The following is a 13,489-nucleotide window of genomic DNA, read 5'->3' as shown; positions in this document are numbered from 1 at the left end:
TATAGTTGCAGGGTCGCACGGCTTGGTTACCAAATCAGGCCGCCGTGCTGGACTAGGCTTCTTGCCCGTGTATTGTTTCGGCCAACCGATATGGGAAGCCGAGGATTTCCCGAATGTCGGTCTGTTGATCCAAAAGGGAGGAACTGCATGGATCGTCGTTCGTTCATTCGCAAGGCCGGCGTGACCGGTCTCGGCGCCGCGGCGGCGGCAACGCTTGCCGCTCCGGCAATAGCCCAGTCCAATCCCAAGGTTACATGGCGGCTGGCATCGTCCTTCCCGAAATCGCTCGACACCATCTATGGCGGCGCCGAGGTCTTCTCCAAGATGCTGTCGGAAGCCACGGACGGCAATTTCCAGATCCAGGTCTTTGCCGCCGGCGAGCTCGTGCCCGGCCTGCAGGCCGCCGACGCCACCACGGCCGGCACCGTCGAAGCCTGCCACACGGTGGCATATTATTACTGGGGCAAGGACCCGACATGGGCGCTTGGTGCGGCGGTTCCCTTTTCACTCAACGCGCGCGGCATGAATGCCTGGCATTATCATGGCGGCGGCATTGACCTGTTCAACGAGTTTCTCGCCACGCAAGGTCTTTTCGGGCTGCCGGGCGGCAACACCGGCGTGCAGATGGGCGGTTGGTTCCGCAAGGAGATCAACACGGTCGCCGACCTCTCCGGCCTCAAGATGCGCATTGGCGGCTTTGCCGGCAAGGTGGTGCAGAAACTCGGCGTCGTGCCGCAGCAGATCGCTGGCGGCGACATCTACCCGGCGCTGGAAAAAGGCACCATCGACGCCGCCGAATGGGTCGGCCCCTATGACGACGAGAAGCTCGGCTTCTACAAGGTCGCGCCCTACTACTACTATCCCGGCTGGTGGGAAGGTGGTCCGACCGTCCACCTGATGTTCAACAAGGCGAAATACGAAGAGCTTTCGCCGACCTACAAATCGCTGTTGCACACCGCCGCGCAGGCCACGGATGCCGACATGCTGCAGAAATACGACTATGTGAACCCCGCGGCGGTGAAGCGGTTGGTGGCCGGCGGCGCGAAACTGCGTCCGTTCAGCCAGGAAATCATGGCGGCCTGCTTCGAAAAGGCGAACGAGGTCTATGCCGAGATGGAGGCCTCGAACGCGCCGTTCAAGAAGATCTGGGAATCGATCAAGGGCTTCCGCAAGGAGCACTATCTCTGGGCACAGGTGGCCGAGTACAATTACGACACCTTCATGATGGTCCAGCAGCGCAACGGCAAGCTGTAGAACTATCCGGAAAGACCTCGGGCTCGCGCCAGCTAATGGCTGAAGCCTGCGCCGCCCCTCAACCGCCTGCCGGCACCTTCTCCCCGTTTAGTGACGGGGAGAAGGTGGCTGCCGCACCCTTGGCGCATCTTCCTGCAACGTTGGCAACTGGCGAAACCGGCGACGGAGGCGTCCTTCTCCCCGTCGCTATACGGGGAGAAGTGCCCGGCAGGGCGATGAGGGGCAGCGCTAACACTCGTAATTGACAATTTGCGAAGGCAATCGCTTCAGCCGAGGCCTGGCACCACCAGCACCTTGACCTCGCCCGGCGCCGGCGGATTGGCGATCACGTCAGCCGCCTCTTCGAGCGGCACCTGCCTGGAGATCAGCCGCTCGATCTCGATCGCGCCCGACGCGATCAGCTCGGCGGCGCGGCGGTGCGTGTAGGGGTTGAGGAAGGATCCAACCACCTTCAATTCCCTGAACAGCAGGTCGAAGGGCTCGAACTCGGCCTTCATGCCTTGCGGCGTCACGCCGACGACGACGACCGTGCCGCCGGCCCTTGCCAGCCGCATCGATTGCTCGACGGTCTCGCGCACGCCCGCGCATTCCAACACCACGTCGGCGCCGCCCGGCATCAGGCCCGCCGGTCCGGAAATGGCATCGATGACATCTTCGGCGGTGGGGTCGACCGTCGCCGTCGCACCGAGTTCCTCGGCAAGCGCGCGCCGCGAGGCCTGTCTGGTCGACAGGATGATGGTCGTGGCGCCGGCCAGCCTTGCCAATTGCACGGTGAGCAGCCCGATGACGCCGCCGCCCAGCACGATCACCGAACTGCCGGGCTTGATCGCGGCAAGATCGATGCCATGCAGGCAGCAGCCGAGCGGCTCGCAGAATGCGCCATGCGTTGGAGGCAAGTCGGCGGGCAGGATGAAGGCCTGCTTCTGCGGCAGAACGACATACTCGGCAAAGCCGCCATCGCGATGGATGCCGATGGCATTGAGATTGCGGCAGAGATTGACCCGGCCGGCATGGCAATGCGGACATCTCCCGCAGGCGATGTTGGGATCGCCGGTGACGCGGTCGCCGACGGCAAAGCCGGAGACGCCGTTGCCGACCGCCTCGATGATGCCCGAAAATTCATGCCCGGGCGTCACCGGTGGCCGGCAGGGGAATTCGCCATGGAAGAGGTGGCGGTCGGTGCCGCAGACGCCGCAGGCTTCGATCCGCACCAGAAGCTCGTCCGGGCCAGGGACAGGTTTGACGACCTCGCGCAGCGCGATGATGCCCACGGCCTCCAGCCGCACCGCTTTCATGGCATCGTCCCTCTCAATTGAAGCTCGGCGGTTGCGAGAGGTCTGGCGCCGGTGTCGCCGGCTTGGCCGGCGGCGCATCGCCGAAGCTCGGCGGTTGCGACAGGTCTGGCGTGGCGGGCGCGGTCGGTGCGCTGCCGCCACTGGCGGGCGCGCCACCATCCTGCGGGGCGCCGAGCGGCGACAGGCCGGGTACTTCCGGCACCTTGTAGTCGATCGTGCCGGGATCGATCGCCGTGCCCTTGTAGCGCATCACCATTTGCGGGAAGGCGATGGTCAGTCCGATCATCACCACCTGGATCAGGACGAAGGGCACCGCCCCCCAATAGATCTGGCCGGTGGTGACCGGCGCGATCTGCTTGCCGGTGATGCGGTCGAGATAGGGCACGCGCGCGGCGACCGAGCGCAGGTAGAACAGCGCGAAGCCGAAGGGCGGGTGCATGAAGCTGGTCTGCATGTTGACGCCGAGCAGCACGCCGAACCAGATCAGGTCGATGCCGAGCTTGTCGGCGGCGGGCGCCAAGAGCGGCACGATGATGAAGGCCAGTTCGAAGAAGTCGAGGAAGAAGGCCAGGAAGAAGACGAGGATGTTGACGCCGATCAGGAAGCCGACTTCGCCGCCCGGCAGCGAGGTCAGGAGATGCTCGACCCAGATCTGGCCGTTGACGCCGTAGAAGGTCAGCGAGAAGACGCGGGCGCCGATCAGGATGAACAGCACGAAAGACGACAGCCGCGTCGTCGAGGCCAGTGCCTGCTTGATCACGTCCAGCGACAGCCGGCCCTTTGCCGCGGCCATCGCCAGCGCGCCGACCGCGCCCATGGCGCCGCCTTCGGTCGGCGTGGCGATGCCGAGGAAGATGGTGCCCAGAACAAGGAAGATCAGCGCCAGCGGCGGGATCAGCACGACGACGACCTGCTGCGCCAGCCGCGACATCATGTTGATGTTCAACCTTCTGTCGGCGATCGCGACGACATAGATCAGGATCACGCCGACGCAGGCGCCAAGAATGTCGGCATTGTCGCCATGGGTCGGTGCCAGATAGCTGTACGCCGCATAGGAGACGGCTACCGCCGCCGCCAGCGCCACCAGCAGCGAAATCACGCCATGGCCGAGCGTGCGCGCTTCGAGCGGCAGCGCCGGCATCATCTTCGGCCGGAAGATCGACACGATGAGAATGTAGAGTGCGTAGAGACCGGTGAGCACGAGGCCCGGGATCAGCGCACCCGCATACATGTCGCCGACCGAACGGCCGAGCTGGTCGGCCAGAACGATCAGCACCAGCGAGGGCGGGATGATCTGGGCGAGCGTACCGGAGGCGGCGATGACACCGGACGCCAGACGGCGGTCATAGCCATAGCGCAGCATGATCGGCAGCGAGATCAGTCCCATGGCGATGACAGATGCCGCCACCACGCCGGTGGTCGCCGCCAGCAACGCGCCGACGAAGATCACCGCATAGGCGAGGCCGCCGCGGATCGGTCCGAACAGCTGGCCGATCGTGTCGAGCAGGTCCTCGGCCATGCCCGATCGTTCGAGCACGATGCCCATGAAGGTGAAGAACGGAATGGCCAGCAGCGTGTCGTTCGACATCACCCGGCTGCCGTAGAAATTGTCCGGCAACGCATGGAGCAGCGGCCAGGCGAGGTTGATCGCCCCGCCCGAATAGGGCGTCAAAAGCACGCCGATGAAGAAGAACATCAGGCCGTTGGCGGCCAGCGAGAAGGCGACGGGATAGCCGATCAGCATGAACAGGATCAGCGAGGCGAACATGATCGGCGCCATGTTCTGGGCGATGAACTCCATCACGAGCGCACCTCGTCGGCCAGCGCCTTGGCTTCGAGCTCAGCCTGTTCGTGCACGGAAATGAAGGGGTTGGGATCGTCCATGACGCCGCGCATGATGGCGATCTTCTTGATGATTTCGGAAATGCCCTGGAGTGCCAGCAGGAAAAAGCCGACCAGCAGGATCGCCTTGGCCGGCCAGACGATCAGGCCGCCGGCATTGGTCGACATTTCACCGCTGTGGAACGACAGCGACACGTAGGGCACGAAATAGACGACCATCAGCGTCACGAACGGCATCAGGAAGAGGATATGGCCGAGAAGGTCGATCCAGTGCTGCACGCGGCGTGAAAACAGGCCGTAGACGATATCGATGCGGATATGCTCGTTCTGCTTCAGGGTATAGGCGGCCGCCAGCATGAAGGCGGCGCCGAACAGGTACCATTGCAGTTCCAGCCACGCATTCGACGAGGTGTCGAACATCTTGCGGATGACGGCGTTGGCCGCGCTCACCAGGATCGCCAGCAGGATCAGCCAGGATACCGATTTGCCGATGAATTCGTTGAGGCGGTCGATGCCTCGCGACAGAGCGAGCGGCCCTTCCATGCAGTCCTCCCTTGTATACGAGGCGTGCCGGCTCCCCCTTTTTCTGCCGTCACGCCGCGTGGCCCAACGGTATGCCGCGCGTGGCAGGACGGGTCAACACGGATGGCGGCGGCAAAACGGTATCGGATGAAGGGGGGCGCGGGACAAGGGCGGTCTGCCCCGGCGTCATGCAACCAAAGTCTGATGGGCAAGCAAAGTCTGATGGGCTCAGACGACCTTGCCGGTATCGCGGCCGGCGCCGATCAGTATCAGCATGGCCACCAGGAACAGGTACATCCACGCATCGCGCCATTCGACCGGAAAATAGCCGGCCCATAGTGATTCGGCCATGCCGAAGGCGGCCGCGCCCACTGCCGCCCGAGGTGGCGAAAGATAGCCGCCGACCGCTGTCACGAACAGGATCTTCAGGCCGTAGACCAGACCTGAGCCGAAGCTGACATTGCCGTAGTAGAGGCTGGCCATGACGCCGGCCAGCGCGGCGCAGAAGCCGCCGAGCAGCACGGCACGCCGGAACACGCCGCGCACGTCGACGCCGCACAGGGCGGCTGCTCGTGGATCGTCCGAGACAGCGCGCCAGCACCGGCCGAAGTTGGAGTGGGCAAATGCTGAGGTGGCGAGTGCGACCGCCGCCAGCACCACCGCGCAGTCGAGCACCTGGATCAGCGTCAGCGTCGCCTTGAAACCTGAGGTTTCGGCGAAGACGATGGGCTGCGCCAACATTGGCGGCAGCCACAGATCATGCGTGTCGGCGGCGATACGGCTGGCCTCCGAAAGCACGAGCAGGATGCCGAGCGTGGTCACCACGATGGCATTGGGCGAGCGGTCCGCCAGCGGTTCGAAGATGCTGCGCGACAGGACATGGCTGATCAGCGCGGCATAGAGGAACGCCGCGACGACCCCGAACAGCACCGACGCCAGCAGTGTCAGCCACAGAACCTGATAGCCGAAGGCGACGCTCAGGATCATCGCCTGGCCACAGAACGCAAACAGCGCGCCATAGGCGAGGTTGGTGCGGTGCAGGATACCGTTGGTCAGCACGTAGCCGAAGGCGAGCAGCGCATAGAGCGCGCCCGAATGCAGCCCGTTCAGCACCTGCTGGAAAAAATAGAGCATGCTCAACACCAGAAGCGTAACGCCCGGAATGCGCGGTGGTCCGGGACGGCGAAAATGCTCAAGACAAAGCGACGATACCGTGCGCATCGGAGGTTTGCATCGTCGAATCTAACTTGTCAAACGCGATTTATCGGTTAGATTTTGCGATATGACAGTTGCCTGGACCCCGCACCGCTTCACCGGCGGCCTGCTCGCGCTCGACACGGCGAACACCGTCGTGCTGCGCGGCGATCCCCAACGCACATTCGACCGCTTCGACGATCAGGTCGAAATCGCCCGCTTTGCCGATGCGGCCAGCGGCTTCCGCGCCGCCGAGCTTGGCGACAGGCGGCTGGCTGTGTCCTCACCGGCGGCAATCGCGCCTGTCGTGCTGTCGATCCGCGAGGCTACCGACCGGCTGTTTCGCGGCGCGGTGTCGAAGGGCGCGCTCGCCACCGCTGATCTGCCGGATTTCCTGCGGGCCTGTGCCGAGGGCCTGGCCGGCAGCCGCACGGAGATCGGTGTACCGGGAAAGCCGTTCGGGAATCCCTCGACGCCGATCGCTTTCGAGGCGGCGCTGGCGGTTTCGGCACTCTCGCTGCTGCGTGACGACACGATCGCGAGGCTCAGGATATGTCCCAACTGCACCTGGCTGTTTGTCGACAGAAGCCGCAATTCCAGCCGTCTTTGGTGCGACATGTCGGTGTGCGGCAACCGGCAGAAGGCAAGTCGTCACTATCGCCGCCGCCGCTTGGCGGCCCATGAGGTCAAGGATGCCTAGGGGATTTTCACGCGCGCTCGTTGCCGGCGCCATCTTGATCGCCGCCGCGGCGCTCGGCGGCTGCCGCGATACCGGCGGCGAGGGCAAGCTGTTCGAGGTTTCCGGCAAGATATTCGTCTTCAACTACCGTCTCGCCAGGGCAACCTACGTCGTGACGCTGCGGCCCTTGCAGCCGATGGGTGAGGGCCAGGTGGCGGTTGCCAGCTTCCAGAACCCTGCCGGCGGTGCGCCGTTGGTGGTCGAACAGAAGGTCTGGCCGAAGCTCGACAAGGTGAGCCTGGAGAGCCCGGCGCTGGCCTGCATCGTCAAGAACAAGCCCTATGCCATCGCCATCAGCATCAAGGGCGCCGACGGTACCGTTTTGCAGACGATCGACACCACGCTGATGTCGACGGAGGACCAGTCGATCCTGCCCGACCGGCCGCTGGTCATCGACCAGCTCTATACGGCCAATCCCGACCTCGCGGGCCATCCCGACGGCAAGCTGCCGGGCGAGCCGAAGCCGGACTGCTCGAAAGCCGGCTGACAGCTTCCGACCGCACCGGTTTCGTCTGGAATTTTCGTGCGCCGTGGCGCTGTCGGCGCACGGTTTCATGCGTGGTCCGGTGCCCGCCGGACTGTTTGTTGCGCGTGGCCTGGCCCCTTCGATTTTGTTTGACCTGCCTTGCAAGGGGAGAAAGGATGCGCCATCCGATCCCGACGTTGGCTGCTGGCCGCGGCCTTCGCAGAGGAAATGCCCGATGACGCTGCATGATGTCGCGCTCGACGACAAGTTCGACCTTGGAAAGGAGCGCATCTTCCTGTCCGGCGCACAGGCGGTCATCCGCATGCTCCTGATGCAGCGCGAGCGCGACCGCCGCGCCGGCCTGAACACGGCTGGTTTCGTCTCCGGTTATCGCGGCTCGCCGCTCGGCGGGCTCGACATGCAGCTGTGGAAGGCGAAGAAGCAGCTCGCCGGGGCCGACATCGTCTTCCAGCCCGGCCTCAACGAGGAACTTGCCGCCACCGCCTGCTGGGGATCGCAGCAGACGGAGCTGCTGGGCGAGGGCACTCATGATGGGGTCTTTTCGGTCTGGTACGGCAAGGGGCCGGGCGTCGATCGTTCGGGCGACGTGTTCCGTCACGCCAATCTCGCCGGCTCGTCCAGGCACGGCGGCGTGCTCGCGCTCATGGGCGACGACCACATGGCCGAATCCTCGACCAATGCGCACGCCACCGAATTCCTCTTCGTCGACACCATGGTGCCGATCCTCAATCCGGCCGGCGTCCAGGAGATCATCGACTACGGGCTGTATGGCTTTGCCATGTCGCGTTTCGCCGGCACCTGGGCGGCGATCAAATGCGTCAAGGACAACATCGAATCGACGGCCTCGGTCGACGCCTCGCTCGAACGGCTCAACATCGTCCTGCCGGAGTTCGACATGCCGCCGGGCGGCCTCAACATCCGCCACGAGATCGACATGCTCGGCCAGGAAGAGCGGCTGCACGAGTACAAGCGTGCCGCGGCCTCCGCTTTCATCCATGCCAACGGGCTGAACCACATCGTCTATTCGGGTGGCCGCAACCCGAAGCTCGGCATCATCACGCTGGGCAAGAGCTATCTCGATGTCCGCCAGGCGCTGGAGGATATCGGCATCGACGAGGCGGCCGCCAACCGCATCGGCGTGCGGCTGTTCAAGGTCGGCTGCCCCTGGCCGCTCGACCTGCAGCACATCGCGGACTTTGCCCGTGGCCTCGACGCCATCGTCGTCGTCGAGGAGAAGCGCTCGCTGATAGAGGTGCAACTGCGCGAGAACCTCTACGGTACCGCCATCCAGCCGGTCATCGTCGGCAAGAAGGACGAGCGCGGCGACTGGCTGTTTCCCGCCAAGGGCGCGCTCGACCCCAACGAGATTGCCATTGCCCTGGGCGAGCGCATCGTGAAAACCATCGGCCCTTCGGAAGAGATTTCGGCGCGGGTGGCGAAGCTGCGCCAGTTCCAGGCGATGCTGGCGGACGCCACCGACATCGGTTCGCGCACGCCCTTCTTCTGTTCGGGCTGTCCGCACAACTCCTCGACCAAGGTGCCGGACGGCTCGATCGCCGCCGCCGGCATAGGCTGCCATTTCATGGCGCTGTGGATGGACCGCAATACGCTGGGCTTCACGGCCATGGGCGGCGAAGGCGCGCAATGGGTCGGCCAGGCGCCTTTCTCCAAGCGCGATCATATCTTCCAGAACCTCGGCGACGGCACCTACAACCATTCCGGCACGCTGGCGATCCGCTTCGCGCTGTCGAGCGGAGCCAACATCACCTACAAGATCCTCTACAACGATGCCGTGGCCATGACCGGCGGCCAGCCGCACGAGGGCGGCCTGACGGTGGACATGATCGCCAGGCAGGTGCGGGCAGAGGGCGTCGACCGGATCGCCATCGTCACCGACGAACCCGACAAATATGCCGGCAAGGCCGAATTCCCCGCCGGCGCCACCATCCACCACCGCGACGACCTCGACCTCGTCCAGCGCGAGTTGCGCGACGTCAAGGGCGTGTCGATCCTGCTCTACGACCAGACCTGTGCGGCCGAGAAGCGCCGGCGCCGCAAGCGCGGCACCTTTCCCGATCCCGACAAGCGCGTCTTCATCAACGAACTGGTCTGCGAAGGCTGCGGCGATTGCGGCGTGCAGTCGAACTGCGTCTCGATCCAGCCGGTCGAGACCGAATTCGGCCGTAAGCGCAAGATCGACCAGTCGAGTTGCAACAAGGACTTCTCCTGCGTCAACGGTTTCTGCCCGTCTTTCGTCACCGTGCATGGCGCCAAGATCAGGAAAGCCGAGGGCCTGGCCGGCAAGACCGATCCGCTCGACGGCGTGCCGGCACCGGCCGAATTTCCTCTGGGTGCCGAGGGCTGGGCGGCGATCATCGATGGCGTCGGCGGCACCGGCGTCGTCACCGTCGGTGCCGTGCTCGGCATGGCGGCTCATCTCGAGAGCAAGGGGTGCGGCATGATCGACATGGCCGGTCTCGCCCAGAAGGGCGGCTCGGTGTTCACCCATGTCCGCATCGCCCGCACGCCGGACGATATCCATGCCATCCGCGTTTCGGCGGGGAAGGCCGACCTCGTGCTTGGCTGCGACCTCGTCGTGTCGGGCGCCAAGAAGGTGCTGACGGCGGTACGCGAGGGCCATACCATCTTCCTCGCCAACACCGCTGAGATCATGCCCGGCGAGTTTGCCCGCTCGGCGGATTTCTCGCTGCCCATAGAACGCCTGAAGAAAGCGATCCGCACCGCCGCCGGCGAGGACAAGGCGCATTTTTTCGACGCCACCCGCACCGCCACATCGCTGTTCGGCAATTCGCTGGGCGCCAACATGTTCATGCTCGGCTTTGCCTTCCAGCATGGCGGCCTGCCGCTGTCGGCCGAGGCCGTCGAAAAGGCCATCGAGCTCAATGGCGAAGCGGTGGCGATGAACATCGCCGCCTTCCGCTGGGGCCGCCGCGCGGCACACCAGCCGGATTTCGTGCGCGGCCTTGTCTCCCAGCAAGGCAAGGCGGGACAGACCGCCCCGGTCGCGCAGACGCTGGACGAGATCATTGCCCGCCGTGTCGCCTTCCTGACCTCCTATCAGAACGCCGCCTACGGCAAGCGCTATGCCGACAGGCTGGCGCAGCTGCGCGCCGCCGAGGCCAAGGCCGTGCCCGGCTCGACCGCCGTGACCGAGGCGGCGGCGAGGAACCTGTTCAAGCTGATGGCGATCAAGGACGAATACGAGGTGGCTCGGCTCTACACCGACGGCTCCTTTGCCGCCGAGCTTGGAAAGCAGTTCCAGAGCTACGAGAAGCTCGAATTCCATCTCGCGCCGCCGCTCATGGGACGTCGCGGCAATGATGGCAAACCGAGGAAGTCGAGCTTCGGCCCCTGGATGATGAAGGGTTTTCAGCTGCTGGCGGCGCTGAAGGGCTTGCGTGGCACTGCTTTCGACCTTTTTGGCTACACCGCCGAACGGCGTGCGGAACGGCAGCTTTTGGCACAGTACGAGGGTGATCTGCAGCTCGTCGCCAAGTCGCTGGCACCCGATAAGGCCGATGCGGCGGTCGCTCTCGTTTCGGTTCCCGCGCTCATCCGCGGTTATGGCCATGTCCGGCAGGCCACCGCCGAAAAGGCCCTGGGCGAGCGCCAAAGGCTGCTCGATCGCTTGGCAAAAGCATCCGCAAGGCCGGAACTTCAGGCCGCCGAATGATCCAAAAAGCGCCTAAAATCAGGCGTTTCAGCCCAGGCTAAAGGTTTTTTAATGGGACTATGCCAAGGCTGGGGCTCATTGGGCGCCAGTAATGGGCAAAACAAAGACCGATAACATCCCAGTGGATGTTTATATCCAGTTTGTGCGCTCGTTGTTCGACAACGCGCATATGCTGGTTATCGGCGCGCTTTGCCACGCCACGATCAGCCTCATGGTCTACTGGCGCCACGGCCAGCCTATTTTCCTGGTTCTCGCCGGCGCTCTGCTCGGCATCGGCGTCTGGCGTTACTTCAGCCTGCGGCGATTCCACCGCTCGGGCGGCGAGATTCGCGACGCCGCCGATGCAACGAAGTGGGAGCGCGAATACATCCTGAAGGGTAGCCTTCAGGGGTTGTTGCTCGGGTTCTTTTGCTTCATTTCCATCTATGTCTATTCGGACTCCTATGCCGAGATCGGGGCGCTGTCGGTGACGATGGCCTCCCTGGTGACCGTCGTCGGCCGAAATTACGGCTCGCCGCGCATGGTCATGATCTTTGCGGTCACCTTCGTCGGGCCGATCGCCGCGGCGCTCATCCTCAGGTTCGACTTACCCTATGTCGTGCTGGGCCTGCTGATCATCCCCTTCATGTTCATCATCAAGGGCAGCGCCGACCACGTCCGCAATGTGCTGTTTTCGGCCGTTGTCGGACACAAGCAGGCGAGACAGATCGCGCAGCGCTTCAACCGCGCCCTCAACACCATGTCGCATGGCCTGGTCATGCTCGGTCCGGACGGCAAGGTGGTCGTCGGCAACGCCGAGGCCGCCCGTCTGATGTCGCTGAAATCGCCCGACCAGTTGCTCGGGCGGTCGATCCATTCACTGTTGTTGCGCGGCGTTGCCGGCGGCATGCTGGCACCGAAGGACTGCCGCTATATCGAGGCGCAGCTGACGCGCGCCTTGCGCGAAGGCCGCGACCGCAAGGTGCTGGTTTCCTTTTCCAATGGCCAGCACTTTGAATTCTCCGCCCGCGAGGGCAACCAGGAATTGGGCGTCATCACCTTTGAAGACGTGACGGCGCGTGTCGAGACGGAGGAAAAAATCCGTTTCATGGCGCGCTACGACAACCTCACCGGCCTGCCGAACCGCGCCTATTTCCACGAACTGGTCGGCGAATTGATGGCCTCCGGCGAGCGTGACCGCCTGTGCGGCCTGGCGGTGATCGACCTCGACGATTTCAAGAGCGTCAACGACACGCTCGGCCATCCTGTCGGCGATGGCCTGATCTATGCCGTCGCGGAACGGCTCTCGGCGATCGCTGGGCAAGGCATTGCCGTCAGCCGCTTCGGCGGCGACGAATTCATGGTGTTCTTCGATCGCATCGAGGACGAAAGCCATCTCGCCAGCCTGCTCGACCAGATTTTCGCCGACCTGCAGGGTGAGGTCGACGTCGCCGGCCACGGCTTGCGGATCCAGGCCAGCGCCGGCGCGGTGCTGTCGAAGGTCGAGGGAACCGACGTCGACGCCATGATCGTCAAGGCCGACCTGGCGCTCTACAAGGCCAAGGAACTCGGCAAGAACGGCTGGCGGCTGTTCGAGGCGGCGATGGACGCCGCGTTCCGCAACCGTCAACTGATGAAGGCGGATCTGCGCACCGCCGTGGAAAGCAAGAACCTGCGGGTTGTCTATCAGCCGATCGTGGCGATGAAGACCATGCGCATCGCCAGCTGCGAGGCACTCTGCCGTTGGGACCATCCCGATCTCGGGCCGATTTCCCCCGGCATCTTCATCCCGCTGGCCGAGGAGATGGGAATCATTTCCGAGATCAGCACTTTCGTGCTCCAGGCGGCCTGCGCCGAATGCGCCAAATGGCCTGACCAGACCAGCGTCTCGGTCAACCTTTCCGCCAGGGATTTCCGCAATGGCGATGTCATCCAGAAGGTCCGCGATGCGTTGGCCAGTTCAGGCCTCGCCGCCGGCCGGCTGGAGATCGAAGTCACCGAAACCGCGCTGCTCGACGACAAGTCGCAGACGCGTCAATATATCGAGGAACTGAAGCGGCTTGGCGTGCGCATCGCCCTCGACGATTTCGGCACCGGCTATTCCAGCCTGAGCTATCTCCACAAGCTGCCTCTCGACAAGATCAAGATCGACCGCTCATTCGTGATGGATGTTACCCAGAATCCGCGCTCGCTGGAATTGTTGAAGGGCGTCGTCGACCTGACCCGTATCCTGGGTCTCACCGTCACCATCGAAGGCGTCGAGACATTCGAGCAGCTCAAGATCCTGCTGCATTCAGTGAAACCGGATCTTGTCCAGGGCTTCCTGTTCGGTGCCGCACTCAGCGCGTCGGGCATCGAAACCATGTCCAATGTGACCTGGCCCTTCGCCGCCGAATTGCAGCCGATCGCCAAGCGCGCCGCCCCCTGAAATCCAGTCATCAAGACCCGGATCTTCCCGTGCCCGCAATTTACCATTTGTTAAC

At 64.0% G+C, this 13,489-nt stretch carries 9 protein-coding genes; 5 read left to right on the top strand and 4 right to left on the bottom strand.

What is annotated here, in order from left to right; genetic code table 11:
- The first annotated feature begins 147 nt into the window (after positions 1–147).
- Complete coding sequence (locus EB230_RS01740) at positions 148–1,254, top strand: TRAP transporter substrate-binding protein (RefSeq protein WP_056569207.1); 1,107 nt, start codon at positions 148–150, stop codon at positions 1,252–1,254.
- 266 nt (positions 1,255–1,520) lie between these two features.
- Here EB230_RS01740 and EB230_RS01735 read toward each other — a convergent pair whose 3' ends face one another.
- The 4 genes from EB230_RS01735 to EB230_RS01720 all read right to left on the bottom strand — a co-directional run bounded on the left by EB230_RS01735 (position 1,521) and on the right by EB230_RS01720 (position 6,047).
- Positions 1,521–2,549 (bottom strand): zinc-dependent alcohol dehydrogenase family protein, encoded by a 1,029-nt coding sequence (locus EB230_RS01735; protein WP_056569210.1) that lies wholly within the window; start codon positions 2,547–2,549, stop codon positions 1,521–1,523.
- Between the two features lie 13 nt (positions 2,550–2,562).
- Positions 2,563–4,350, bottom strand: coding sequence for a TRAP transporter large permease subunit (locus tag EB230_RS01730; RefSeq protein ID WP_056569213.1), 1,788 nt, complete (start codon positions 4,348–4,350; stop codon positions 2,563–2,565).
- Complete coding sequence (locus EB230_RS01725) at positions 4,350–4,934, bottom strand: TRAP transporter small permease subunit (protein ID WP_056569216.1); 585 nt, start codon at positions 4,932–4,934, stop codon at positions 4,350–4,352. The genes EB230_RS01730 and EB230_RS01725 overlap by 1 nt, the downstream gene beginning before the upstream one ends.
- A gap of 207 nt (positions 4,935–5,141) precedes the next feature.
- The gene (locus EB230_RS01720; protein WP_056569219.1) at positions 5,142–6,047 is read right to left on the bottom strand and encodes a branched-chain amino acid ABC transporter permease; all 906 of its coding nucleotides are present in this window, start codon (positions 6,045–6,047) and stop codon (positions 5,142–5,144) included.
- 148 nt (positions 6,048–6,195) lie between these two features.
- Between EB230_RS01720 and EB230_RS01715 the strand changes: the two genes are divergently transcribed.
- The 4 genes from EB230_RS01715 (at position 6,196) to EB230_RS01700 (ending at position 13,434) form a co-directional block, all read left to right on the top strand.
- Positions 6,196–6,807 carry a CGNR zinc finger domain-containing protein gene (locus EB230_RS01715; protein ID WP_056569222.1) on the top strand — a complete coding sequence of 204 codons (612 nt, stop codon included), beginning with the start codon at positions 6,196–6,198 and terminating at the stop codon, positions 6,805–6,807.
- On the top strand, positions 6,800–7,333 hold the full coding sequence (locus EB230_RS01710) for a hypothetical protein (protein WP_081294943.1): 534 nt from the start codon (positions 6,800–6,802) through the stop codon (positions 7,331–7,333). Before EB230_RS01715 ends, EB230_RS01710 begins: the two co-directional genes overlap by 8 nt.
- A gap of 214 nt (positions 7,334–7,547) precedes the next feature.
- A complete protein-coding gene (locus tag EB230_RS01705) occupies positions 7,548–11,027 on the top strand; it encodes an indolepyruvate ferredoxin oxidoreductase family protein (protein ID WP_056570341.1) in 3,480 nt (1,159 codons plus the stop codon).
- Positions 11,028–11,118: 91 nt separating this feature from the next.
- Positions 11,119–13,434 (top strand): EAL domain-containing protein, encoded by a 2,316-nt coding sequence (locus EB230_RS01700; RefSeq protein ID WP_172371132.1) that lies wholly within the window; start codon positions 11,119–11,121, stop codon positions 13,432–13,434.
- The last annotated feature ends 55 nt before the right edge of the window (positions 13,435–13,489 follow it).

Source organism: Mesorhizobium sp. NZP2234 (assembly GCF_013170765.1).
Taxonomy (GTDB): Bacteria; Pseudomonadota; Alphaproteobacteria; order Rhizobiales; family Rhizobiaceae; genus Mesorhizobium; species Mesorhizobium loti_D.
This window is presented reverse-complemented; position numbering and strand designations above follow the sequence as displayed.